The sequence below is a fragment of the Streptomyces sp. NPDC101165 genome (assembly GCF_044768135.1).
In the GTDB taxonomy this organism is placed as follows: Bacteria; Actinomycetota; Actinomycetes; order Streptomycetales; family Streptomycetaceae; genus Streptomyces.
In genome coordinates this window covers 1-22,820 of record NZ_JBIWPG010000015.1, presented here as the reverse complement: position 1 = coordinate 22,820, position 22,820 = coordinate 1, and the positions used below count along the sequence as shown (strand labels likewise).

The 22,820-nt window shown below is 71.1% G+C and carries 23 protein-coding genes; 18 read left to right on the top strand and 5 right to left on the bottom strand.

Going from position 1 to position 22,820, the window contains the following annotated elements; genetic code table 11:
• Nucleotides 1–149: 149 nt before the first annotated feature.
• The 6 genes from ACIRVH_RS29565 to ACIRVH_RS29540 all read left to right on the top strand — a co-directional run bounded on the left by ACIRVH_RS29565 (nt 150) and on the right by ACIRVH_RS29540 (nt 5,557).
• Nucleotides 150–527: an STAS domain-containing protein gene (locus ACIRVH_RS29565; protein ID WP_403959243.1), complete on the top strand. Its 378-nt coding sequence runs from the start codon at nt 150–152 to the stop codon at nt 525–527.
• A 231-nt stretch (nt 528–758) separates the two neighbouring features.
• Nucleotides 759–1,325 carry an ATP-binding protein gene (locus ACIRVH_RS29560; protein WP_403959241.1) on the top strand — a complete coding sequence of 189 codons (567 nt, stop codon included), beginning with the start codon at nt 759–761 and terminating at the stop codon, nt 1,323–1,325.
• A 205-nt stretch (nt 1,326–1,530) separates the two neighbouring features.
• Nucleotides 1,531–2,214, top strand: a complete 684-nt coding sequence (locus ACIRVH_RS29555; protein ID WP_403959238.1) for an LPXTG cell wall anchor domain-containing protein — start codon at nt 1,531–1,533, stop codon at nt 2,212–2,214.
• A gap of 48 nt (nt 2,215–2,262) precedes the next feature.
• A complete protein-coding gene (locus tag ACIRVH_RS29550; RefSeq protein WP_403959235.1) occupies nt 2,263–3,108 on the top strand; it encodes a hypothetical protein in 846 nt (281 codons plus the stop codon).
• A gap of 131 nt (nt 3,109–3,239) precedes the next feature.
• On the top strand, nt 3,240–4,292 hold the full coding sequence (locus tag ACIRVH_RS29545; protein ID WP_403959233.1) for a hypothetical protein: 1,053 nt from the start codon (nt 3,240–3,242) through the stop codon (nt 4,290–4,292).
• A 2-nt stretch (nt 4,293–4,294) separates the two neighbouring features.
• On the top strand, nt 4,295–5,557 hold the full coding sequence (locus tag ACIRVH_RS29540) for a hypothetical protein (RefSeq protein WP_403959230.1): 1,263 nt from the start codon (nt 4,295–4,297) through the stop codon (nt 5,555–5,557).
• Nucleotides 5,558–5,628: 71 nt separating this feature from the next.
• Here ACIRVH_RS29540 and ACIRVH_RS29535 read toward each other — a convergent pair whose 3' ends face one another.
• A complete protein-coding gene (locus ACIRVH_RS29535; protein ID WP_403959227.1) occupies nt 5,629–7,134 on the bottom strand; it encodes an oligopeptide:H+ symporter in 1,506 nt (501 codons plus the stop codon).
• Nucleotides 7,135–7,625: 491 nt separating this feature from the next.
• On the opposite strand from ACIRVH_RS29535, the gene ACIRVH_RS29530 reads away from it, so the two are divergent.
• Nucleotides 7,626–8,303 (top strand): response regulator transcription factor, encoded by a 678-nt coding sequence (locus ACIRVH_RS29530; RefSeq protein WP_020940464.1) that lies wholly within the window; start codon nt 7,626–7,628, stop codon nt 8,301–8,303.
• A gap of 153 nt (nt 8,304–8,456) precedes the next feature.
• On the top strand, nt 8,457–9,731 hold the full coding sequence (locus tag ACIRVH_RS29525) for an ATP-binding protein (RefSeq protein WP_403959225.1): 1,275 nt from the start codon (nt 8,457–8,459) through the stop codon (nt 9,729–9,731).
• Nucleotides 9,732–9,738: 7 nt separating this feature from the next.
• Here ACIRVH_RS29525 and ACIRVH_RS29520 read toward each other — a convergent pair whose 3' ends face one another.
• Nucleotides 9,739–10,242 carry a GtrA family protein gene (locus ACIRVH_RS29520; protein WP_403959222.1) on the bottom strand — a complete coding sequence of 168 codons (504 nt, stop codon included), beginning with the start codon at nt 10,240–10,242 and terminating at the stop codon, nt 9,739–9,741.
• 182 nt (nt 10,243–10,424) lie between these two features.
• On the opposite strand from ACIRVH_RS29520, the gene ACIRVH_RS29515 reads away from it, so the two are divergent.
• The 4 genes from ACIRVH_RS29515 (at nt 10,425) to ACIRVH_RS29500 (ending at nt 14,671) form a co-directional block, all read left to right on the top strand.
• The gene (locus ACIRVH_RS29515) at nt 10,425–11,564 is read left to right on the top strand and encodes a 5-(carboxyamino)imidazole ribonucleotide synthase (RefSeq protein ID WP_403959219.1); all 1,140 of its coding nucleotides are present in this window, start codon (nt 10,425–10,427) and stop codon (nt 11,562–11,564) included.
• The gene (gene purE, locus ACIRVH_RS29510) at nt 11,561–12,085 is read left to right on the top strand and encodes a 5-(carboxyamino)imidazole ribonucleotide mutase (RefSeq protein WP_403959216.1); all 525 of its coding nucleotides are present in this window, start codon (nt 11,561–11,563) and stop codon (nt 12,083–12,085) included. The genes ACIRVH_RS29515 and purE overlap by 4 nt, the downstream gene beginning before the upstream one ends.
• Before the next feature lie 5 nt (nt 12,086–12,090).
• Nucleotides 12,091–13,269, top strand: a complete 1,179-nt coding sequence (locus ACIRVH_RS29505) for a dipeptidase (RefSeq protein ID WP_403959214.1) — start codon at nt 12,091–12,093, stop codon at nt 13,267–13,269.
• A 289-nt stretch (nt 13,270–13,558) separates the two neighbouring features.
• Nucleotides 13,559–14,671, top strand: coding sequence for a dipeptidase (locus tag ACIRVH_RS29500; protein ID WP_403959212.1), 1,113 nt, complete (start codon nt 13,559–13,561; stop codon nt 14,669–14,671).
• A 5-nt stretch (nt 14,672–14,676) separates the two neighbouring features.
• Here ACIRVH_RS29500 and ACIRVH_RS29495 read toward each other — a convergent pair whose 3' ends face one another.
• Nucleotides 14,677–15,033, bottom strand: a complete 357-nt coding sequence (locus ACIRVH_RS29495) for a VOC family protein (protein WP_403959209.1) — start codon at nt 15,031–15,033, stop codon at nt 14,677–14,679.
• Between the two features lie 115 nt (nt 15,034–15,148).
• Between ACIRVH_RS29495 and ACIRVH_RS29490 the strand changes: the two genes are divergently transcribed.
• Entirely contained in the window at nt 15,149–15,655 is a 507-nt protein-coding gene (locus tag ACIRVH_RS29490; RefSeq protein WP_403959206.1) for a CGNR zinc finger domain-containing protein, read from the top strand.
• 135 nt (nt 15,656–15,790) lie between these two features.
• On the opposite strand, the gene ACIRVH_RS29485 is transcribed toward ACIRVH_RS29490, so the two are convergent.
• Entirely contained in the window at nt 15,791–17,134 is a 1,344-nt protein-coding gene (locus ACIRVH_RS29485; RefSeq protein WP_403959204.1) for a UDP-glucose dehydrogenase family protein, read from the bottom strand.
• Between the two features lie 180 nt (nt 17,135–17,314).
• Here ACIRVH_RS29485 and ACIRVH_RS29480 point away from each other — a divergent pair, with 180 nt between their 5' ends.
• The 4 genes from ACIRVH_RS29480 to ACIRVH_RS29465 all read left to right on the top strand — a co-directional run bounded on the left by ACIRVH_RS29480 (nt 17,315) and on the right by ACIRVH_RS29465 (nt 20,765).
• Nucleotides 17,315–18,472, top strand: a complete 1,158-nt coding sequence (locus ACIRVH_RS29480) for an acyl-CoA dehydrogenase (RefSeq protein WP_403959201.1) — start codon at nt 17,315–17,317, stop codon at nt 18,470–18,472.
• A gap of 125 nt (nt 18,473–18,597) precedes the next feature.
• Nucleotides 18,598–19,377 (top strand): SDR family oxidoreductase, encoded by a 780-nt coding sequence (locus ACIRVH_RS29475; RefSeq protein WP_403959199.1) that lies wholly within the window; start codon nt 18,598–18,600, stop codon nt 19,375–19,377.
• Between the two features lie 125 nt (nt 19,378–19,502).
• Nucleotides 19,503–19,868 (top strand): four-helix bundle copper-binding protein, encoded by a 366-nt coding sequence (locus tag ACIRVH_RS29470; RefSeq protein ID WP_403959197.1) that lies wholly within the window; start codon nt 19,503–19,505, stop codon nt 19,866–19,868.
• Between the two features lie 78 nt (nt 19,869–19,946).
• On the top strand, nt 19,947–20,765 hold the full coding sequence (locus tag ACIRVH_RS29465; RefSeq protein ID WP_403959195.1) for a class I SAM-dependent methyltransferase: 819 nt from the start codon (nt 19,947–19,949) through the stop codon (nt 20,763–20,765).
• Here ACIRVH_RS29465 and ACIRVH_RS29460 read toward each other — a convergent pair.
• The gene (locus ACIRVH_RS29460) at nt 20,762–22,063 is read right to left on the bottom strand and encodes an LCP family protein (RefSeq protein ID WP_403959192.1); all 1,302 of its coding nucleotides are present in this window, start codon (nt 22,061–22,063) and stop codon (nt 20,762–20,764) included. The genes ACIRVH_RS29465 and ACIRVH_RS29460 overlap by 4 nt on opposite strands.
• Before the next feature lie 118 nt (nt 22,064–22,181).
• Here ACIRVH_RS29460 and ACIRVH_RS29455 point away from each other — a divergent pair, with 118 nt between their 5' ends.
• The gene (locus ACIRVH_RS29455) at nt 22,182–22,730 is read left to right on the top strand and encodes an acyl-CoA thioesterase (RefSeq protein WP_403959189.1); all 549 of its coding nucleotides are present in this window, start codon (nt 22,182–22,184) and stop codon (nt 22,728–22,730) included.
• Nucleotides 22,731–22,820 lie beyond the last annotated feature (90 nt).

Here is a 22,820-nt window from a genome sequence, read left to right as displayed (position 1 = left end):
CTAGCCCTACCTGCTTTCGTGAGTCGATCGCAAGTACGTTCTGTAGTGATCTGTCCTACTATGTGAGGTTGTTCGGGTGTCGGAGAGTGTGAGGAAGGCGTAGTGTTCGAGGGCGTCAGTAGCAGCCACGACCTCGGGAGAGAGACGGCATGGACCACGGGATGGTCGGCAGCGCACAGTCGGGCCGGCTTCTGGTGGAGGTGCGCGAAGTGGGCTCCAGTGCCGTAGTGGCACCGGCGGGTGAGCTCGATCACCACACCGCCGATCTCCTGCGCGAGCCGCTCGACGACCTTCTGGGCAAAGGGTTCTCACGCCTCGTGGTGGACTGCTCACGGCTGGAGTTCTGTGACTCCACCGGCCTGAACGTATTGCTCGGAGCCCGGCTGAAGGCGGAGGCCGCCGGTGGCGGAGTGCACCTGGCCGGGATGCTCCCGGTGGTCGCCCGGGTGTTCGAGATCACGGGAGCGGGGGCGGTCTTCACCGTCCATGACTCCCTGGAGGCGGCGCTGGCCGGCGAGGCCGACTGAGACCCGCGCCCCGGCCGCCCCCCCCCGTGGGGTCGTGGCCCGGCGTGGCGCGCGTCATGCCCAGAACGGGGGTGTTCTCCCGGATCCGCCGGGCAGGAGAATGCTGAACGCGTCGGCCGCCGGGGGGCGGACCGCTCGGGGAACCGGCGAAACGGCCCCGGCGTGACGTATGAGCTATTGAGTCGTGTGCTTTTGAATCGTGTACTGGTGAACCGGTGAGGTGAAGCGCTGATGAGCACCACCCGGCCTTACTCGCCGGGCGACCGCGGCCCGGAGCCGAGCGGCGTTTCCGGGGCGTCCGAGGGGGGTGCGCCGGAGGACGGCGCGTCCACGGGGGCAGCCGCGCCGTCCGTGTCGTCCGAGGGTGTGCGGGAAACCCCACCGGAGACCCCGGGGCGGCAGGTCCGCAGGCTGCGCCTGGACGGCGCGAGCGGGGTCGTCCCGCTCGCTCGTGACTTCGCCCGCCAGGCGCTGTACGCGTGGGGCTGGCTGCCGGCCGCCTCCGCCGACCGGCGGGCCGCCGCCGAGGACGTCCTGCTCGTCGTGTCCGAGCTGGTCACCAACGCCTGCCTGCACGCCGAGGGCCCGGAGGAGCTGCTCCTCGCCCGCGACGACAAGGTGATCCGGGTGGAGGTGGCCGACCGCGGCGCCGGCCAGCCGGCACCCCGCACCCCGCACCGTGCCGGCCGCCCCGGCGGCCACGGCATGTTCATCGTGCAGCGGCTGTGCCTGGACTGGGGCGTCGTCCGCACGCCGGGCCGCTCGGGCAAAACCGTTTGGGCAGAACTGGGCGCGTAAACGCTCCGCTTGGAGGGCCGCAGCACCGCGGCGGTGTGTGAGCTGCGGGTCGTGTGTGGCTGGTCGCGCAGTTCCCCGCGCCCCTACGGGGCGCTTCGCATCATCACAAATCCTCCGTGTGCTGCGTCTTCCCTCCTCAAGGCCCCCGGCGTACCTTGACGGCCGAATCTGATATGCCGTCAGGAATGAATGGGGTGGACCGACCGTGTCGTACCCGCAACGAACCGCCGCGCTCGTGTCCGCCGCGGCCCTGGCCGGCGCGGCGGTGCTGCTGGCCGCGCCGGCGGCCCACGCCGACGTCGTGGACGTCAACTACCACTGCAAGACGCCGATCGGCGACAAGAGCGCCGTCTCGCCCATCGACATCAAGGGCGTCAAGAGCGGCAACAGCTACAAGATCACCATGTCCTGGCAGAAGGGCGTCTCCTCCAGTCCGGTCGAGCTGGGCAAGGGGGCGATGAAGCCGAACGCCACCATCGACCTCGGCGGCGCCGACAGCGGCACCCTCGCCGTCACCGGACCGGCCAACGCGGCCGCGATACCCGCCAACACGCCCATCAAGATCAGCGACTTGAGCGGCACCTACACACCGGAGAAGACCGGCAAGGTCACCTTCACGGCGGGCACGCTCACCATCAAGGCGCTCGGTACGACGACGACCTGCACCCCCACCAACAGCCCCAAGCCGTCCCTGACGCTGGACGTGACGGCGGCCGGCGGATCGTCGTCCTCCTCGTCCTCGTCGTCGGGCGGCTCCGGCGGGCAGCTCCCGCAGACCGGCCCCGAGGACTCCGCCGTCGCCCTCGGCACTCTCGGCGGAACGGTTCTCCTCGCGGGCGCGGCGGGCGCGTTGTGGCTGACCCGGCGGAACCCGGCCACGCGCCGCTGAACCAGCCGCACGCCGCTGAACCGCAGCCTCCGACCGCTGGAGCCGCCCATGCCGTCCGCCGCCGCCCGTGTCCTCGGCCTCGCCCTGTTCCTGCTGCTGGCCTCCGCACCGCACGCGGAAGCCGCGGCAGCCTGGTCCCTCGCGCCCGCCGGCACCGGACGCCCCTCCTTCTACGCCGAGGGCGCCCCCGGAACGGTCCTGCAGGACACGGTGTCCGTGACCAACCGCGGCCGGAAGCCGCTCACCGTCGAACTCCGCGGCGCCGGCATGCGGATCGCGTTCGCCCGGAGCGGGCTGCGCGTCCCCGCGCGCACCCGCGCCGAGGTGCCGTTCACGGTGACCGTGCCGACCGGTGCCGCACCCGGCGACCGCTCCGGCACCATCACGGCCCGGGACGCGGACGGCCGTACGGCGGCCGTGGCGCTCCGGCTGCGCGTGGGCGGCCCGGCGCTGTCCGCGCTGACCGTCGAACAGGTGGCGGTGCACGGCGACCGGATCACGTACGAGCTGGTCAACCGCGGTACGACCACCCTCGTACCGAAACTCGCGGTCCACGCGGACGGCCTCTTCGGCCCAGTGCTGGACCGTCCCGCACGCACCCTGCCGGTCCACCTGCCCCCGGCGTCCCGCCGCACCCTCAGCGAACCGTGGCCCGACATGCCCGCGCTGGACCACGTCGACGTACGGCTGACGGTCACGGCGGCGGGCGGCGCCCACGACACCACGCACACCTCGGCCCGGTTCGTGCCCTGGGGCGCGGTGACCGGGGTCCTCGGGGCGCTGGTGTCGGCGGGTGCGCTGGTGGCCGTACGGCGCGGCAGGCGTCGTAGGAGTACCGCAGAGGACGGCGAACACACGGATACGGAAGTCGAGTTGACGGGAGCAGTGACGTGAGCGGCACAGCCGAAGGGGCGCGACGGTGTCGAGAGGGCGAGCGCGCGGAGGCCCGATGGGCTGAGCACGGTCGCCCTCTCGACACCGGCTGTGGCGCCCCGGAGGCAAAGAGGAAAGGGGCCCGGACATCCGTGCTGGCGGTGGTGCTCGCGCTGCTCCTGCTGCCGTTCTCCGTCCCCGTGGCCGCGGCGGACGGGCCCGTCGTGGAGCTGTCCACGTCCCAGGCGGGCACGGGTGGTTCGGTCACCGTCAGCGGGAGCGGCTGGCGGCCGCACACGCTGCTGATGATGCTGATCTGCGGCCGGTCCACCCCGTCCCGGGGCGTGATCGGCGGCACCAACTCCTGCGCCAACGGCGACGGCCGGGCCGTGACCACCGACGCCGACGGCTCCTTCACCAGGAAGCTGCCGGTCGCCGAGCCGCCCGTGCCGTGCCCCTGCGTGGTGCACGTCGCCACGGTGACCGGTGCGAAGGCGGAGGCGGACGCCGTGCTCCAGGTCGCCGGGCATCCCGTCGCCCCGCTGCCCGCCGAGCCCTCCGGCGGCCGGCTGTCGATCCTCTCCGACACCCGGCTGACCGGCTCCAGCGGCGTGCTCACCTGGTTCGGCGCGCCCCCGGGCCGCACCCTCGTCTTCACCGCGGGCAACGTCGGCTCCACCGAGATCAAGAACCCGGTCTTCCGCGTCGGCACCGCGCACGGCGTCTTCGCGCCCCAGTGGGACGAGCAGCAGTGGCGCGGCACCCTCGCCCCCGGGAAGAAGGCGCAGATCAAGCTGCCCGTCGAACTGTCGGCCGGGGCGCACGGCGACTACACCGTCTCCCTCCGGTACGACGGCAAGGTCCTGGCCGAGCAGCCGTGGGGCGTGGGCCGCCCCTGGGGCGTGACGCTGTTCTGGATCCTGCTGTGTCTGGTCGTCCCGGCCGCGGTCTTCCGCGTCGGGATGGCCGTCGTGGACCGGGTGCGGCCGCGCCGGCCGGGCGGTGCCCGCCACCGGCGACTCACCCTCCCCATGGCGCTGCGGCCGCCCCGCTCCCGCACCCCCGGGCCCGAGCCCGACCCGACTCCGACCCTGCCGTGGTTCGCCCCGGACTCCGCTCCGGGCGGCCCGGCCGGCCGGCTCTCCGCACCGCACGACGACAGCCCGACGAGTCCTACGACTCCCACCACGAAGGGACCCACGTGAGCATGCGAAGGAGAGTCACACCGGCCCGCAGGACGGGCGCCGCCGGCGCCGCCCTGGTGCTCTGTTCGGCGGGTGTGCTGCTGGGCGTGGCGGCCACGCCCGCACAGGCGGCCGAGGTGTCGTTCGCCACCCACTGCGTGCCGCCCGCGGGCATCGACCCGGTCGACGGCACCACGAAGGTCGAGATCACCGCGCCGGCCACGGCCAAGGTGGGCGACACGGTCGACATCGTGTGGAAGTTCGTCCAGGCCGCCTCCAAGAACCCGAACATCATCGACCTGCCCGCCAACTCGGTGCAGCCGTCCGGGGTGCTCAAGGCGGCCGGTGCGCAGACCGCCGACATCGCCCTGCAGGGCCCGCGGGAGAACCCGGCGATCCCCAAGGGCGGCGACATGGTGCTGTCCGACATGAAGGGCACCCTGAAGCTGACGACGGCCGGCGAGGTGACGCTGACGCCGGACGCGTACACGGTCAACGCGATGTCGACGGACACCAAGTGCACGCCGAAGGAGACCGTGCAGAAGGCGGCGACGATCCAGGTGACGCCGGGCAGCGGCGGCACGTCCAGCTCGCCGCCGACGCAGTCGGCCACGCCGACGAAGAGCGCGACCCCGACCGGCGGCACGGGCCAGACCGACTTCCCGGGCAAGGAGGTCCAGGTCCCCTACTCCTGCAAGACGCCGATCGGCGACAAGAAGGCGACCTCGCCGGTGCAGATCAACGCCAAGAAGAACGGCGGTGACTACGACCTCACGGTGCAGTTCAAGAAGTCGGTGATGAACAGCCCCGCCGACATCCCGAAGGACTCCGTGAAGCCGTCGATGGAGGTGGTGCTGGGCGGCGCGGACAAGGGCACCGTGCATGTGGAGGGGCCGACGAACGCGCAGCCCATCAAGTCCGGCGACCCGATCGAGATCCCGGACCTCACCGGCACCTACAAGCCGGGCGCGAGCGGCACCTCGACGCTGGCGCCGGGCGTCCTCACCATCAAGGCCCTGGGTACGACGACGACCTGCACGCCGGACAAGTCGCTGGTCTCGCTCACCCTGGACACCGCCCAGCAGCCGGGCGGCGCCTCGGGCGGCACCTCGACCTCCGGAGGTTCGTCGTCCACCGGCGGCACCAGCAGCAGCGGTGCGGGCGGCCTCGCCGAGACCGGCTCCGGTGACCACGGCGCCCTCAAGGCCCTCGGCCTGGTGGCGGGCACGGCGATCCTGCTGGGCGCCGCGGTGTTCACGTTCATGCCGAGGCGCAGGACGCGGTAGTTCGCGGACAACGGAAGAGGGCCACCGCACCGTCAGGGATGCGGTGGCCCTCTTCAGAGCCGGGGGCTACGTCAGTGGACGTCGCCCATGAGCTTGTTGACCTTCTTGCGGTACATCCACACTGCGACACCGGCGACCACGGCGAGCACGGCCTCCAGGGTGACGAAGCCCGTCCGGTCGAGGTTCACACCGCCGATGGCCGGGTTGGACAGCAGCGCGGTGATCGAGTCGCCCGCGGTGACCGCGAGGAACCAGACGCCCATCATCTGCGAGGCGTACTTCTTCGGCGCCATCTTCGTCGTGACGGACAGACCCACCGGAGACAGCGTCAGCTCACCGATCGTCTGGACGAAGTAGATCGCGACCAGCCACATCGCCGCGGCCTTGTGACCGCCCTCGGCGATCGACAGCGGGGCGAGGAAGAGGAAGAACGACGCACCGATCAGCACCAGGCCGGAGGCGAACTTCACGATCGTGCTCGGCTCCTTGCCGCGCCGGTTCAGCCACAGCCACAGCCAGGCGAAGACGGGCGCCAGGGCCATGATCATGACCGGGTTGACCGACTGGTACCAGGAGACCGGGAACTCCCAGCCGAAGATGGAGTTCTCGGCCTTGCCGTCGGCGAAGATCGACAGGGTCGAACCACCCTGGTCGTAGATCATCCAGAAGACGGCGGCGGCCACGAAGAACCAGATGTAGGCCGACACCTTCGAGCGCTCGGCCCGGTCGATGTCCTTGTCCCGGAGGATGCGGGAGATGACCAGGATCGGCACGATCAGACCGATGAGCGTGAGCGGAATCAGCGCCCAGTTCAGGGTGAAGTGACCGGTGAAGCCCACGACGCCGTAGAAGACCACGGCGATCGCCAGCCAGAGCAGGCCCTTGCGCAGCGTGACAGCCTTCTCCTCGCCGGACATCGGCGTCGGGACGACATTGCTCTTCTCGCTCAGGTGGCGGCCGCCGAGCAGGTACTGGGCCAGACCCAGCGCCATGCCGAGTGCGGCCAGCGCGAAGCCGAGGTGCCAGTTGACGTTCTCACCGACGGTGCCGATGACCAGCGGCGCGGCGAACGCGCCCGCGTTGATGCCGATGTAGAAGATGGTGAAGCCACCGTCACGGCGCGGGTCGTCGGCGCCCCTGTACAGGTGGCCGACCATCGTGGAGATGTTGGCCTTCAGCAGACCCGAGCCGATGGCGACGAGGCCGAGGCCGACGAAGAAGCTGACGCTGGCCGGCAGCGCCAGGCACAGGTGGCCGAGCATGATGATCAGGCCCGCGACCGCGACCGTCTTGCGGGGGCCGAGGAAGCGGTCGGCGATCCAGCCGCCGGGCAGGGCCAGCAGGTACACGAGCGACACGTACACCGAGTAGATCGCGGTCGTCGTGCCCGGGCTCAGGTGCAGGCCGTTCGGGGCCAGCAGGTACAGCGGGAGCAGAGCCCTCATGCCGTAGTAGGAGAATCGCTCCCACATCTCGGTCATGAAGAGAGTGGCCAGTCCGCGGGGGTGGCCGAAGAAGGTCTTCTCGGAACCGGGGGTGCCCGGGCGGACCGAGTCCTTCGTCAGGCTGGACGCCATGGTCGTTCCTTGCTGGTCGGGACGCGGCAGCTGGAGCGTTGCGCGCCCGGTGGGGGTGCGGCCGGCACCGGCGGGGTCGGCCGTCCACCCCCACGCCCAGGGGGAGTCCGATCCGGATCACGGAGCGGCGGACGGCGACCACCGGGATCCACGCCCTGGACGCGTCACGGCGTCCGGAGCCCGGCCAGAGGTCATTCCTTTCAAGGCTGATCTTCGTCAGCCCGCACACAAAAGAGACCTTCAGCGTCATTCCCGCCAAAGGTCCCCGGTGTGCTACAGGCGTTCAGGTCACCATACGGCAGGACAGTGCCGGATATGGAAGGACTTGAGACGCGGATCACAGGTGTCGAGGGAACCGCGCGACCTGTTTCGAAGGCGTTATCTACCATCGCACCTCGCGGGCAATGGTTCGTACCACGGGCCCGGCAAGGTAAGAACTCCTGAAACCGATCACACCCCAGCACTGCGCGCGGGCGGTCTACCATCACTGCATGACCCGTGTACTGCTCGCCGAGGACGACGCGTCCATCTCGGAGCCGCTGGCCCGCGCCCTGCGCCGGGAAGGTTACGAGGTCGAGGTGCGCGAGGACGGTCCCACCGCGCTCGACGCCGGAATGCAGGGCGGCGTCGATCTGGTCGTGCTGGACCTCGGCCTGCCCGGCATGGACGGCCTGGAGGTCGCCCGCCGACTGCGCGCCGACGGCCACACCGTGCCGATCCTCATCCTGACCGCGCGGGCCGACGAGGTGGACACCGTCGTCGGTCTGGACGCGGGCGCCGACGACTACGTGACCAAGCCCTTCCGGCTCGCCGAACTGCTCGCCCGGGTACGGGCCCTGCTGCGCCGCGGCGCCGCGGAGCCGCAGCAGCCGCCGGCCACGCACGGCGTGCGGATCGACGTCGAGTCGCACCGCGCGTGGATGGGCGACGAGGAACTCCAGCTGACGGCGAAGGAATTCGACCTGCTGCGGGTGCTGGTGCGGGACGCCGGCCGGGTCGTGACGCGCGACCAGCTGATGCGCGAGGTCTGGGACACCACGTGGTGGTCGTCCACCAAGACGCTCGACATGCACATCTCCTGGCTGCGCAAGAAGCTGGGCGACGACGCGGCGAACCCCCGGTACATCGCGACGGTGCGCGGCGTGGGCTTCCGCTTCGAGAAGAGCTAGCGCTGCCGCTGGGGCTTGGCCGACTCCGCGGTCGTGCCGGGGGGCTCCTGCGGGGTGCGCGGCTGCCGGCCGTCGTGGGCCGCTCGCGCAGTTCCCCGCTCCCCTCAGGGGGTTGCCACACTGGTGTCGTAAAGCCAACCCCCGGAGGGCCCAGTGCGTCGCCGTCTCATCCAGTCCACCCTTGCCGTCGTGCTGGTGGTGATCGCGGTCTTCGGCGTGTCCCTCGTCATCGTCGAGACGCGGACGATCAGCAACAGCGCCCAGGAGCGGGTGGAGTCCGAGGCGGTGCGGCTGGCCAGCATCGTGGACAGCCGCATCCTCGCGGCGGAGAACGTCAACGCCGACGTCCTGCGCAACCCGGTCAGCAAGGAGCAGTACGCCGAGATCCGGGTTCCGGGCCGGGCGGCGATCGAGATCGGCACCAAGCCCGAGGGTGACGTCATCCGCTCCACGCAGAGGGGCGAGGAGGGCGAGATCGTCACCGTCGCGGAGCCCCGCTCCGCGGTGACCCGCGAGGTCGGCCGGACCCTGCTGATCATCGGTCTGGTGGCCCTGCTGGCGGTGGTCGCCGCCGTCCTGCTCGCCGTGCGCCAGGCCAACCGGCTCGCCTCCCCGCTGACCGACCTCGCCGAGACCGCCGAACGCCTCGGCTCGGGCGATCCGCGCCCGCGGCACAAGCGCTACGGCGTCCCCGAGCTGGACCGGGTCGCCGACGTGCTCGACTCCTCGGCCGAGCGCATCGGCCGGATGCTGACCGCGGAGCGGCGCCTCGCCGCCGACGCCTCCCACCAGCTGCGCACGCCCCTGACCGCGCTGTCCATGCGGCTCGAGGAGATCACGCTCACCGACGACCCGGACACGGTGAAGGAGGAGGCGACGATCGCGCTGGGGCAGGTGGAGCGGCTGACGGACGTCGTGGAGCGGCTGCTGACCAACTCGCGCGACCCGCGCACCGGCTCCGCCGTCTCCTTCGACCTGGACGAGGTCATCCAGCAGCAGCTCGCCGAGTGGCGGCCCGCCTACCGCAGCGCGGGCCGGGCCATCGTCAGCTCCGGAAAGCGGCATCTGCGGGCCGTCGGCACGCCCGGCGCGGTCGCGCAGGTGCTGGCCGCGCTGATCGAGAACTCGCTGATGCACGGTGGCGGCACGGTCGCCCTGCGGACCCGGGTCACCGGCAACCAGGCCGTGGTCGAGGTCACCGACGAGGGGCCGGGCGTCCCCGGCGACCTGGGCGCCCGGATCTTCGAGCGCACGATCAGCGGACGCAACTCGACGGGAATCGGGCTGGCCGTCGCCCGCGACCTCGCGGAGGCCGACGGCGGACGCCTGGAACTGCTCCAGTCCCAGCCACCGGTCTTCGGCCTGTTCCTGTCCCGCACGCACCCGACCCGCAAGCCGGCGGACGAGGACCAGCCGACGGTCCGCTAGCGGGTCCCTACGGGACGCGCTGCTGGGGTGCGGGCTTTCTCGATTCCTGCTCCAGGATCGATTCCGCGCGCGCCACGGCCTCCCGGGCGGGCATCGTGCGGAACACCCAGGTGCGGTACGACCAGAACCGGAACAGGGTGGCGACGCCGATGCCGAGGAACTTGAAGATGTTGCTCTGCAGCGGGCTGTCCCAGCCGAAGCCGTACGTCGCGAGGAAGAGCACGCCGTTCTCGATCACCAGGCCGATGGCACTGAACATCAGGAACAGCGTGAGTTCCCTGGTGCGGCCGTTCTTGTCGCGGTCCCGGTACGTCCAGTAGCGGAAGCCGACGTAGTTGAAGGCGATCGCGACGACGGTCGCGATGATGCTGGCGCGCACCACCGGGAGGTCGGAGACATGCCGTACCAGGTTGAACACGCCGAGATTGACAAGGACGCCGACGCCTCCGACAGCGCCGAACTTGGCCACCTCGCGTACGAGCCGTTGCAGCCCCGAGGAACGAGGTTCCATGGCTGTGCAGCTCCCGTCCGTAGGTTTCGTCAACCCAGCCATGCTATCCAGGTGACCTGTCCGCCGCCCCCGGACCGGGCCACAGCTTGGGAACGGGTCGGAAAGAGCCGGGAAAGTCCCGGGTAAGAGACGGTGTGAGGGACGTAATCCGGCCGGGTCGGCGTGGCCGATACCCTAGGGGCGTGACGTTCCCGGTAGTCGGCATGGTCGGCGGTGGGCAGCTCGCGCGTATGACGCACGAGGCTGGCATCCCGTTGGGCATCAGGTTCAAGCTCCTCAGTGACACCCCTCAGGATTCCGCGGCGCAGGTCGTCAGCGATGTCGTCATCGGCGACTATCGCGACCTGGACACGCTGCGTGAGTTCGCGCGCGGTTGCGATGTGATCACCTTCGATCACGAACATGTACCCACCGAGCACCTCAGGGCCCTGGAGGCGGACGGCATCCCCGTGCGCCCCGGGCCCGACGCTCTCGTGCACGCCCAGGACAAGGGCGTGATGCGGGCGAAGCTCGACGCGATCGGCGTGCCGTGCCCACGGCACCGGATCGTGAGCGACCCGGAGGACGTGGTCGCCTTCGCGGCGGAGGGGGACGGCTTCCCGGTCGTCCTCAAGACCGTCCGCGGCGGCTACGACGGCAAGGGCGTGTGGGTCGTCGACTCCGTCGAGGAGGCCGCCGACCCGTTCAAGGCGGGCGTCCCGGTCCTCGCCGAGGAGAAGGTCGACTACGTCCGCGAGCTGGCCGCCAACGTGGTGCGCTCCCCGCACGGCCAGGCCGTCGCCTACCCGGTGGTCGAGTCGCAGCAGGTCGGCGGCGTCTGCGACACCGTGATCGCGCCCGCGCCCGACCTGGACGAGGAGCTGGCCCTCCAGGCCGAGGAGATGGCACTGCGCATCGCCAAGGAACTCGGCGTCGTCGGCCACCTCGCCGTCGAGCTGTTCCAGACCCGCGACGGCCGCATACTCGTCAACGAACTGGCGATGCGTCCGCACAACTCGGGCCACTGGACCCAGGACGGCGCGATCACCTCCCAGTTCGCCAACCATGTGCGTGCCGTGCTCGACCTGCCGCTGGGCGACCCGCGCCCGCGGGCCAGGTGGACGGTCATGGCCAACGTCCTCGGCGGCGACTACCCGGACATGTACTCCGCGTACTTGCACTGCATGGCCCGCGACCCCAAGCTCAAGATCCACATGTATGGCAAGGACGTGAAGCCCGGCCGCAAGGTCGGACACGTCAACACCTACGGCGACGACCTGGACGACGTGCTGGAGCGCGCCCGTCACGCAGCCGGCTACCTGAGAGGCACGATCACCGAATGAGCCCTGTTGTTGGCATCGTCATGGGGTCGGACTCCGACTGGCCCGTCATGGAGGCCGCCGCCAAGGCCCTGGACGAGTTCGAGATCGCGTACGAGGTCGACGTCGTCTCCGCGCACCGCATGCCGCGCGAGATGATCGCGTACGGCGAGCAGGCCGCCGACCGCGGCCTGAAGGCGATCATCGCCGGTGCCGGCGGCGCCGCCCACCTGCCGGGCATGCTCGCCTCGGTCACCCCGCTGCCGGTCATCGGCGTGCCCGTGCCGCTGAAGTACCTCGACGGCATGGACTCCCTGCTGTCCATCGTGCAGATGCCGGCCGGCGTCCCGGTCGCCACCGTCTCCGTCGCCGGCGCCCGCAACGCCGGTCTGCTCGCGGCCCGCATGCTCGCCGCGCACGACGAGGAGCTGCTGCAGAAGATGCGCGACTTCCAGCAGGACCTCAACGACCAGGCAACCGAGAAGGGCAAGCGGCTGCGCGCCAAGGTCGACGGCGCCGCGGGCGGCTTCGGCTTCGGGAAGTGAGGCCCGTGACCTCGCTGGACGACGCCCGCGCACTGCTGCGCGAGTTCCCCGTCGTCGACGGGCACAACGACCTGCCGTACGCGCTGCGCAAGCAGGTCCGCTACGACCTCGACGCCCTCGACCTCGCCGCCTCCCAGAGCGCGAGTCTGCACACCGACCTGCCGCGGCTGCGCGAGGGCGGGGTCGGTGCCCAGTACTGGTCGGTGTACGTCCCCTCCGACCAGCCGGACGCGGTCCCGGCGACGCTGGAGCAGATCGACGGCGTCCGGCAGATGCTGGCCCGCTACCCCGCGCAGCTGGCCCCGGCCCTGACGGCGGCCGACATGGAGGCGGCCCGCGCGGACGGCCGTATCGCCTCCCTGATGGGCGCCGAGGGCGGCCACTCCATCGGGAACTCCCTCGGTACGCTCCGCGGCCTGTACGCGCTCGGCGTGCGCTACATGACGCTCACCCACAACGACAACGTGGCCTGGGCGGACTCGGCGACCGACGCACCGAACGTGGGCGGCCTGTCCGCCTTCGGCCGCGAGGTCGTCCGCGAGATGAACCGGCTCGGCATGCTCGTGGACCTCTCCCATGTGGCAGCCACGACCATGCGGGACGCGCTGGACGCCTCGTCCGCGCCGGTGATCTTCTCGCACTCCTCGGCGCGTGCCGTCTGCGACCACCCGCGCAACATCCCGGACGACGTCCTGGAGCGGCTGCCCGGCAACGGCGGCATGGCGATGGTGACCTTCGTGCCGAAGTTCGTGCTCCAGGCGGCGGTCGACTGGACGGTCGCGGCCGACCGGAACATGCGCGCCAACGGCTTCGACCACCTCGACACCACCCCCGAGGCGATGAAGATCCACCGCGCCTTCGAGGAGCGGAACCCGCGCCCGGTCGCCACGGTCTCCACGGTCGCGGACCACCTCGACCACATGCGTGAGGTGGCGGGCATCGACCACCTCGGCATCGGCGGCGACTACGACGGCACCGCCTTCACCCCGGACGGTCTGAACGACGTCTCCGGTTACCCGAACCTGATCGCCGAGCTGCTCGACCGCGGCTGGTCCCGGGCCGATCTGGCCAAGCTGACCTGGCAGAACGCGGTGCGGGTGCTGGGCGCGGCGGAGGACGTGGCCCGTGACGTCCAGGCCACGCGCGGCCCGTCCAACGCGACCATCGAGTCGCTGGACGGCTGAGTGTCGAGGGTGGGGCGGTCGGTGTCGACCGTCCGCTCCGCCCACGTACATCAGGTACCGGTCCCGGACCGGGGCAAGGCTGGTCGCCGATCTCGCCGAGCGGGGGGACCCCCGTCGGGAGACACTCGACGAGGTGATCCGGGCGGCCGGGGACGCGTGTCCGGCCGTACCCCCGAACGCGCCACTCACCAGGAAGGATCCCCGCGCCCCGTGCGACCGTGGCGGTACGCCGGCCGCATCAGACGTAGCTCACGACCGACGTAGCTCTCGACGACGTACGGAGCCCGCCATGGCCGACCTGCAGGACGACAGGCCCACCACGACCGGGGTCGGCGGGGACTACGGCCTGCCGGACGATCCGTTCCCCGAGGAGTCGTACGTCCAGGCCGACGAGACGCTGCTGCGGGCGCACTCCCTGCTCGCCGACCACCCCGTCGCGGACGGCTACAGCGGCCTGCCGTGGGCCCTGCGCCATCTGCCCTGGTACGACCTGGAGCTGGGCGAGCTGGCCGTCGACACCGATGTGCCGCGGATGCGCGAGGGCCATGTGGGCGTCCTGTTCTGGTCGCTGCACCTGCCCGAGGGCCTGGCCGGGGACCGCGCGTTGGGCGCCACCCTGGAGCAGCTGGACCTCGTCCACTCGGTGATCGACTCCCATCCGGAGGGACTGCGCCTGGTGCGCACCGCCGGACAGATCATCGACGCCCGCAACTGCGGCCGGACCGCCGTCGTGCTGGGCCCGGCCGGGGCGCCCGCGCTCGACGACTCCCTGGGCATCCTGCGCGTCCTGCACTCCCTCGGCCTGCGCGTCCTCACCCTGACGGGCACCGCCTGGGCGAGCGACGCGGGGCTGACCCGGTTCGGCGAGGAGGTCATCCGCGAGATGAACCGCCTCGGCGTCCTGGCCGACCTCTCCGGTGCCTCCGACGCCACGGTCAGGCGGACCACCGCGCTCTCCAAGACCCCGGTGCTGTGCACCCGCTCCGCCGCCCGCGCGCTGCGCCCGCACCAGGCCAACCTGCCCGACGACCTGCTCGCCGAGCTGGGGGCGGCGGGCGGTCTGTGCATGGTGCCGCTGACCGCCGAGCAGACCGGCCCGACGGTCCGGGACGTCGCCGACCACCTCGACCACGTCCGCGCGGTCGCCGGCCCCGAGTGCGTCGGTCTGTCCGGCACCTACGACTCCGGCGCCGCACACCCCCACGACCTCGCCGATGCCTCCCGCTACCCCCACCTGATCGCCGAGCTGCTCCGCCGCGGCTGGTCCGAGTCCGAGCTGTCCCTGCTGACCTGGGGAAACGTACAACGGGTACTCCGCAGCGCGGACTTCACGGCCCGCGCCGCACAGCACCGCCGGGAGCCGTCCAACGCACGGATCGCGGAGCTGGACGGCAGGTCCTAGCCCGCTCAGCAGGCGCAGAGGCAGAAGGGGTGTCCGGCCGGGTCCGCGTAGACCCGGAAGCTGCTGCCCCCCTGTTCGGCCAGTGGCTTCGCCCCCAGCTCCAGCACGCCCTTCTCGGCCGTGTCCAGGTCCTCCACCACCAGGTCCAGATGGAGCTGCTGGGAGGCGTCGGCCGTGGGCCACTGCGGCGGCACGAACCCGGGCGCGCGCTGGAAGGCCAGCGCCTGACCGCCCGGCACCTTCAGATCGACCCAGTCGCCCTCGCCCTCCACCGTGCCGCCGAGCACTCCGGCGTAGAAGCCGGCCAGCGCACGGGGATCGGGACAGTCCAGGACGATCACACCCAGCTTGGCGAGTGCCATGACTTCCTCCTCGAAGTCGGAGTTACCTTTAAAGATGCGTAACCAGTAACGCGTTACCTGATACTCGGGCATCGCCGGTAACGTCGCAACCGAATTCGGGAGGTAACTTGCAGTCATGAGTGAGAGATCGCCCGCGCCGGGAGGCCTGGCCCTGGTCGAGTCCCTGGTGAACACGCTGGACCTCGAGTCGGGCGCCGACTCGCTCGACACGGTGGACGGCAGGGCGCGCCTCGGACTCGCCGAGGACGAGCTGCCGCAGGCCCGCGCGCTGCGCGAGTCGCTGCGGGCCACGCTGCTCGCCCACGCCGGCCATCCGCCGCACGACGAGGTCACCCCGCTCGGCGAGCTGCTGGCGCATGCCCCCCTGTACGTCGCCGTGGACGACCACGACGGCTCCGCGAGCCTCGCCCCGCCCGACACCGGCCCGCTGCTCTCCCGCGTCGCGGCCGCCGTGGCCGAGGCGCTGGTCGCGGGCACCTGGGCCCGCCTCAAGGCGTGCGAGGCCGAGACCTGCCACTGGGCGTACTACGACCGCAGCCCCGCCGGACGGGGCCGCTGGTGCTCGATGCAGGTGTGCGGGGCGCGCGCGAAGATGCGCCGCTACCGCGCGAAGGAGGCGTGAACCACAGGGAGTTCATCGGCCATGTATGTGTCCGGTGGTGCAGAATGCGGGAAGACGCCGGTTCGGCCGACTGAGCCTCGGCCGAACCGGCGTCCTCGTGGATGCCTGTGGGGGGATGCCTCTGCGGGGTCGGGGCTACGCGGTCGGGCGGCCCATCGCCCGGTACGTCCACCCGGCCCGCCGCCACAGCTCCGGGTCCAGGGCGTTGCGCCCGTCCAGGATCAGCCGGGCCGACGCGACCCTGCCCAGCGCCGCCGGGTCCAGCTCGCGGAACTCCCGCCACTCGGTCAGGTGCAGCACGACGTCGGCGCCCCGGACCGCATCGAGGGCCGAGTCGGCATAGCCCAGGGTGGGGAAGACCCGGCGGGCGTTCTCCATGCCCTTCGGGTCGTACACGGTCACCTGGCCGCCCTGCAGATGGATCTGCCCGGCCACGTTCAGCGCGGGCGAGTCACGGACGTCGTCCGAGTCCGGCTTGAAGGTGGCGCCGAGCACCGCCACCCGCTTACCCAGGAAGGGACCGCCGCCCAGCGCCTGCCGGGCCAGCTCCACCATCTGACCGCGCTGGCGCATGTTGACGGAGTCGATCTCGCGCAGGAAGGTCAGCGCCTGGTCCGCGCCCAGCTCGCCGGCGCGTGCCATGAACGCCCGGATGTCCTTGGGCAGACAGCCACCGCCGAACCCGATGCCGGCACGCAGGAACTTCTTCCCGATCCGGTCGTCGTAGCCGATGGCCTCCGCCAGCTTCACCACGTCACCGCCCGCGGCCTCGCAGACCTCCGCCATCGCGTTGATGAAGGAGATCTTGGTGGCGAGGAAGGAGTTCGCCGAGGTCTTCACCAGCTCGGCGGTCGGGAAGTCGGTCACCACGAACGGCGTTCCCTCGCCGACCGGCGTCGCGTACACCTCCCGCAGCAGCTTCTCCGCGCGCTCGCCGCGCACGCCCACCACGATCCGGTCCGGGTGCAGCGTGTCCTGCACGGCGAAGCCCTCACGCAGGAACTCCGGGTTCCAGGCCAGCTCGGCGTCCGCACCGGCGGGCGCGTGCTCGGCCAGATAGGCGGCCAGCCGCTCGGCCGTGCCGACCGGCACCGTCGACTTGCCGACGACCAGGGCGGGCCCGTGCAGATGGGGGGCGAGGGAGGCGAAGGCGGCGTCGACGTACGACATGTCCGCCGCGTACTCCCCGTGCCGCTGCGGAGTGTTCACACAGACGAAGTGCACGTCACCGAAGGCCCCGACCTCGGCCCAGTCCTGGGTGAAGCGCAGCCGCCCGGTGGACCCCTCGAAGCCCGCGACGTGCCGGCGCAGCAGCTCCTCGAGCCCCGGCTCGTACATCGGGGTCTCGCCGCGCTCCAGCATCGCGATCTTCTCGGGCACGACATCGAGCCCCAGCACCTCGAAACCGAGGTCGGCCATGGCCGCGGCGTGCGTGGCGCCCAGGTAACCGGTGCCGATCACGGTGATCTTCAGGCTCATGGATGTGCTCCAGATCGGGTACGTCGGTGATGCGGAGCCGAGCATAGTCGGGGCGTCCACCGGGCAATTTCCCCGCTGTCGCCCATCTCACGTAGGCGTCCTTCGGGCGGCCCTCTAAAATTTGAGTTACTTAACGGTAATTAGCGTCAGTATCACTGCGTCTTTGGAGCGTGAGAGACCGTGGCCGGATCGGCTGACTTCGACCTGTACCGCCCGTCCGAGGAGCACGACATGCTCCGCGACGCCGTCCGTTCGCTGGTCGAGGCGAAGATCGCGCCGTTCGCCGCCGCGGTCGACGAGGAGGCCCGCTTCCCGCAGGAGGCCCTCGACGCCCTGGTCGCGGGCGACCTGCACGCCGTGCACGTACCCGAGGAGTACGGCGGTGCCGGCGCCGACGCGCTCGCCACGGTCATCGTGATCGAGGAAGTGGCCCGCGCCTGCGTCTCCTCCTCCCTCATCCCGGCCGTGAACAAACTGGGCTCGCTCCCGGTGATCCTGTCCGGCTCCGAGGACCTGAAGAAGCAGTACCTCACCCCGCTCGCCAAGGGCGAAGCGATGTTCTCGTACTGCCTCTCCGAGCCGGAGGCGGGCTCGGACGCGGGCGGCATGACGACCAAGGCGGTCCGCGACGGCGACCACTACGTCCTCAACGGCGTCAAGCGCTGGATCACCAACGCCGGCGTCTCCGAGTACTACACGGTCATGGCCGTGACCGACCCCACCAAGCGCACCAAGGGCATCTCCGCCTTCGTCGTCGAGAAGTCGGACGAGGGTGTCTCCTTCGGCGCCCCGGAGAAGAAGCTCGGCATCAAGGGCTCCCCGACCCGCGAGGTCTACTTCGACAACGTCCGCATCCCCGCCGACCGCATCATCGGCGAGGAGGGCACCGGCTTCGCCACCGCCATGCAGACCCTGGACCACACCCGCATCACCATCGCGGCCCAGGCCCTCGGCGTCGCCCAGGGCGCCCTCGACTACGCCAAGGGCTACGTCCAGGAGCGCAAGCAGTTCGGCAAGCCGATCGCCGACTTCCAGGGCATCCAGTTCATGCTCGCCGACATGGCCATGAAGATCGCCGCCGCCCGCGCCCTGACCTACCAGGCCGCGGCCGCCTCCGAGCGCGGCGACAAGGACCTCACCTTCCAGGGCGCCGCCGCCAAGTGCTTCGCCTCGGACGTGGCCATGGAGGTCACCACCGACGCCGTCCAGCTCCTCGGCGGCTACGGCTACACCCGCGACTACCCGGTGGAGCGCATGATGCGCGACGCCAAGATCACCCAGATCTACGAGGGCACGAACCAGGTGCAGCGGATCGTCATGGCCCGCAACCTGCCGTAAGGCACGCGCTCCTCGCTTCCCGGCAGCCCCCGTCCGCCTCGGACGGGGGCTGCCGGCGTATCGGCGTAGCGTGGACAGCAGGGGCGTTCCCGGGCCCGGTCCCGGTCACGGAAGGCACCGCCACCATGCCCACCAGCGAATCCCTCGACGGCCGGCGCGCGCTGGTCACCGGCGGCACCAGGGGCACCGGAGCCGCCGTCGCCGAACGCCTGCGCCGGGCCGGCGCGAGCGTGCTCGTCACCGCCCGCAGCCGTCCCGACGAGGTCGAGGAGAAGACGTTCATCGCGGCGGACCTCTCCACCGTCGAGGGCGCCGCCGAGGTCGTCTCCGAGGTGAACGCCCGCCTGGGCGGCGTCGACATCCTCGTCCACACCCTGGGGGGATCCGAGGCTCCGGCCGGCGGCTTCGCGGTCCTCGGCGAGGCCGACTGGGCCCGCGAGCTGACCGTCAACCTGCTGGCCGCCGTACGCCTGGACCGCGGCCTGCTGCCCGGGATGATCGAGGCCGGCCGGGGCGTGATCGTGCACGTCACCTCCATCCAGCGCCGGATGCCGCTGTGGAACGGCACCCTTGCCTACGCCGCCGCCAAGGCCGCGCTGACCACCTACAGCAAGGGCCTGGCCAACGAGGTCGCCCCGCACGGGATACGGGTCACCGCGGTCTCGCCCGGCTTCATCCGGACCAGCGCGGCCGACCAGTTGGTGACCCGGATCGCCGAGGAGGCGGGCGTCACCCGGGAGGTGGCCCTGGACCGGCTCATGGACTCCCTCGGCGGCATCCCGCTCGGGCGCCCCAACCGCCCCGAGGAGGTCGCCGACCTGATCGCCTTCCTGGTCTCCGACCGCGCGTCGGCCATCCTCGGCGCCGAGTACGTCATCGACGGCGGCACGACCCCCACCCTCTGAAGTCGCCCTGTGGGCCGAACGGGTGCGAAGCGGGAGGGGCGTCAAATGGCAGAGCGGGGCACTCGGGCGTAGGACGGAAGCACACGGGGCCCGCCCCGGACCCCTCTCCCTCCCCAGGAGGAGCCATGACCCAGCCCGGAACCACCATGCCCGCCATGACCAAGGAGATGCAGGACTGCGTCGACGCCTGCATGTCGTGCCACAACGTGTGCGAGGAGACCATGAGCTCCTGCATGCAGATGGGCGGCCAGGCCCAGATGCAGATCATGCGCGCGCTCATGGACTGCTCCGAGATGACCCGCATGTGCGCCGACATGATGATGCGCCGCTCGCCGATGTCCGCCGAGATGTGCGCGATGTGCGCCAAGGCCTGTGACATGTGCGCCGAGGCGTGTATGTCCATGCCCGACGACAAGCAGATGATGCGCTGTGCCGAGGCGTGTCGTCGCGCCGCGGAGATGTGCCGGGCGATGGCGGGCGCACGGATGTGACCCTTCCCACCACCCCGTGAAGGTGTTCAAGGGCACCCCCGTGGGTGCCCTTGATCCTTTGTGCGGCACCCTGGGGCCATGATCGAGACGGATGCGACGGCGGCCTTCGACGCCGCCGAGCGGGCGATGTGGGCGGGGCGGACCGAGGCGTACGCCGCGAGCTTCGGCCGGCTGTGCGCGTACCCGGTGCCCGCGCTGCTGGACGCGGCCCGGGTCGGCGCGGGGACGCGGGTCCTCGACGTCGGGACCGGGACCGGCACGGCCGCCCTGGCGGCGGGGGAGCGGGGCGCGCTGGTGCGAGCCGTGGACGCCGACCCCGGCATGGTCGCCGGGGCGCGACGGCGGGGGGTGGCCGCGGAGGTCGCCGTCCTGCCCGAACTGCTCTTCCCGGACGGTGAGTTCGACGCGGTGGTCGGCAACTTCGTACTCAATCACGTGGGCCGGCCGCGGGCCGCGCTCGCCGAGCTGCGGCGGGTGCTGCGACCCGGCGGACGGATCGCCCTGACGCTGTGGGGCGCCCGGCGCGGGGCCGGGCAGGAGCTGCTCGGGCAGGCGTGCGCGGCCGGCGGTGCCGTACCGCCCTCGTACCTGCCGCGCCTGGACCCGGACGAGGACTTCACGCGCACCCCGGAGGGCCTGGCGGAGCTGCTCGCGCAGGCCGGGTTCGACGGTGCCGAGGCGGTCGAACTGGACTGGGAGCACCGGGCCGGCGTCGAGGAGTGGTGGGGCGGCGCGGCCGGCGGGGTCGCCACCGTCGGGCTGGTGGTGACCTCGCAGGACGCGGAGACGGTCGTCCGGATCCGGCGGGAGTACGAGCGGCTGAGCGCCGGGTACGCGGATGGGGAAGGGCAGCTCGCCCTTCCCCATGTCTCGCTGCTCGCCTCCGCGATGGCCTAGTTGCCGGTGACGGTCACCTTCTCGTCGTTCTTCAACTGGCCCACCAGCGTCTTCACCTTCGCCTTGTCCCAGACGAGGTTGCCGCCGGTGGACCCGGAGATCGGCATGTTCATCGAGGTGCCGTCACCGCCGCTGACGCCCTTCATCGCCCAGAACATGGACGCCAGGTCCCACAGGCCCATGTCCTTGTCGACGATCAGGGAGTCCAGGCCCGCGCCTATGGTCGGGTAGAGCTTGAAGGGGTTCAGGACCGTCGACGGGGTGGCGACCTGGTGGGCCAGCGCGGACAGGAACTTCTGCTGGTTCTTGGTGCGCTGCAGGTCGCTGGTCGCGAAGGCGTGCCGGGTGCGGACGAAGGCGAGGGCCTGCTGGCCGTCGAGGGTCTGCTTGCCCGCCTTGAAGTCGGCGCCGGACCACTTGTCCTTGAAGCCCTTGTCGATGTCGATGTCGACACCGCCGACCGCGTCCACGATGTTCGCGAAGCCCTGGAAGCCGATCTCCACGTAGTGGTCGATGTGCAGGCCGGTGTTGTACTCGATCGTGCGCACGAGGAGGGTCGGGCCGTCCTCGGCGTAGGCCGCGTTCAGCTTCTCGTGCCGGCCCTTGGCCGGGTAGACCTTCCCGGACGTCGACCCCTTGTACGAGGGGACCTCCACGTCCGAGTCGCGCGGCAGCGAGATCAGCGTGTCGCCGTTGTCGCCGACGTGCAGGATCATCATCGAGTCGGTGCGCTTGCCCTGGGCGGCACCGGTGTGCAGCTTCTTCTCGTCCGCCTTGGACATGCCCTCGCGGCTGTCCGAGCCGACGATCAGGTAGTTCGTGCCCGAGCCGGACTCCGGCCGGTCGATGACCGTCGCCAGGTCGACCTCGCGGCGCAGCTTCGAGTCGGCCCAGAAGTAGGTCGCCACCGACGTGACGATCAGCACACTCGCGAGCGTGATCGCGGTCCACTTGATGCGCCGGCGCCAGTTCGGCCGCGGCCGGTACTGCCCGACGTCCGGGTCCACGTCGTTGTCGTTGGGCACGAAGCCGCCGCCGTGGCCGCCGCCGTAGACCTGGCCCGTGTTGTAGCCGCTGTCGTAGTCGCCGTAGCCGGCGCCGTCGTCGTATCCCTGGCCGTCGACGTACGACGGCTGTTGCGGGACACCGCCGCCGTACCCGCGCTGCCCGGGCGGTCCCGCCGGGCCGCGCCGCACCTGGCGCATCACACGGGCGCCTTCCGGCTGCGCGCCGCCGCTGCCGCGTCCGTAGCGCGGGCCGCGATTGTCGTCGGACCATCCCTGGGGCCAGTCATTCATGCGCCCCAGTGTGCAGGGCTCAGGTGTGGGCCTTACAAGGGGTGTCGGAAAATCAGAGCGCCGCTGTTGCGAAGCCGTCACAAATTCCGCGAATGTCCTTCGGCATAGGGTGGGGGCCATGACAGACCAGGCCCCGGACGCGGATCCGGACATCCCGGGCAAGCCGATATCCGCTTCCCGCACCACCCTCAGCCACATCATGACCCACAACGACACCAACCTGCTGGGGACGGTGCACGGTGGGGTGATCATGAAACTGGTCGACGACGCGGCGGGCGCGGTGGCCGGCCGGCACTCCGGCGGTCCCGCCGTCACCGCGTCCATGGACGAGATGGCCTTCCTCGAACCGGTACGCGTGGGCGACCTGGTCCATGTGAAGGCCCAGGTCAACTGGACCGGTCGGACCTCGATGGAGGTCGGCGTGCGGGTCCTGGCCGAGCGCTGGAACGAGTCGACCCCGCCGACCCAGGTCGGCTCGGCCTATCTGGTCTTCGCGGCCGTGGACGCCGACGGCAAGCCGCGCCGGGTGCCGCCGGTGATCGCGGAGACCGAGCGCGACCGCCGCCGCAACCAGGAGGCCCAGATCCGCCGCACCCACCGCCTGGCCCGCCGACGCGAGATCCGCGAGCTGCGCGAGAGGCGCGCGGCGCAGGGCTTCGAGGACTAGGGGCTGTGTGATGTTGTGATCAGCCAGTTGCCTTCAGGAGGAGGTCGTTGATCCAGATCATCGAGGCACGCAGGTGGAGGCCGGCGAGGT

Excerpts from the sequence above, each read along its gene's own strand:
- ACIRVH_RS29565 (WP_403959243.1), top strand. The coding sequence starts at position 150 with ATGGACCACGGGATGGTCGGCAGCGCACAGTCGGGCCGGCTTCTGGTG.
- ACIRVH_RS29560 (WP_403959241.1), top strand. The coding sequence starts at position 759 with ATGAGCACCACCCGGCCTTACTCGCCGGGCGACCGCGGCCCGGAGCCG.
- ACIRVH_RS29550 (WP_403959235.1), top strand. The coding sequence starts at position 2,263 with ATGCCGTCCGCCGCCGCCCGTGTCCTCGGCCTCGCCCTGTTCCTGCTG.
- ACIRVH_RS29540 (WP_403959230.1), top strand. The coding sequence starts at position 4,295 with ATGCGAAGGAGAGTCACACCGGCCCGCAGGACGGGCGCCGCCGGCGCC.
- ACIRVH_RS29535 (WP_403959227.1), bottom strand. The coding sequence starts at position 7,134 with ATGGCGTCCAGCCTGACGAAGGACTCGGTCCGCCCGGGCACCCCCGGT.
- ACIRVH_RS29530 (WP_020940464.1), top strand. The coding sequence starts at position 7,626 with ATGACCCGTGTACTGCTCGCCGAGGACGACGCGTCCATCTCGGAGCCG.
- ACIRVH_RS29520 (WP_403959222.1), bottom strand. The coding sequence starts at position 10,242 with ATGGAACCTCGTTCCTCGGGGCTGCAACGGCTCGTACGCGAGGTGGCC.
- purE (WP_403959216.1), top strand. The coding sequence starts at position 11,561 with ATGAGCCCTGTTGTTGGCATCGTCATGGGGTCGGACTCCGACTGGCCC.
- ACIRVH_RS29500 (WP_403959212.1), top strand. The coding sequence starts at position 13,559 with ATGGCCGACCTGCAGGACGACAGGCCCACCACGACCGGGGTCGGCGGG.
- ACIRVH_RS29495 (WP_403959209.1), bottom strand. The coding sequence starts at position 15,033 with ATGGCACTCGCCAAGCTGGGTGTGATCGTCCTGGACTGTCCCGATCCC.
- ACIRVH_RS29490 (WP_403959206.1), top strand. The coding sequence starts at position 15,149 with ATGAGTGAGAGATCGCCCGCGCCGGGAGGCCTGGCCCTGGTCGAGTCC.
- ACIRVH_RS29485 (WP_403959204.1), bottom strand. The coding sequence starts at position 17,134 with ATGAGCCTGAAGATCACCGTGATCGGCACCGGTTACCTGGGCGCCACG.
- ACIRVH_RS29475 (WP_403959199.1), top strand. The coding sequence starts at position 18,598 with ATGCCCACCAGCGAATCCCTCGACGGCCGGCGCGCGCTGGTCACCGGC.
- ACIRVH_RS29470 (WP_403959197.1), top strand. The coding sequence starts at position 19,503 with ATGACCCAGCCCGGAACCACCATGCCCGCCATGACCAAGGAGATGCAG.
- ACIRVH_RS29465 (WP_403959195.1), top strand. The coding sequence starts at position 19,947 with ATGATCGAGACGGATGCGACGGCGGCCTTCGACGCCGCCGAGCGGGCG.
- ACIRVH_RS29460 (WP_403959192.1), bottom strand. The coding sequence starts at position 22,063 with ATGAATGACTGGCCCCAGGGATGGTCCGACGACAATCGCGGCCCGCGC.
- ACIRVH_RS29455 (WP_403959189.1), top strand. The coding sequence starts at position 22,182 with ATGACAGACCAGGCCCCGGACGCGGATCCGGACATCCCGGGCAAGCCG.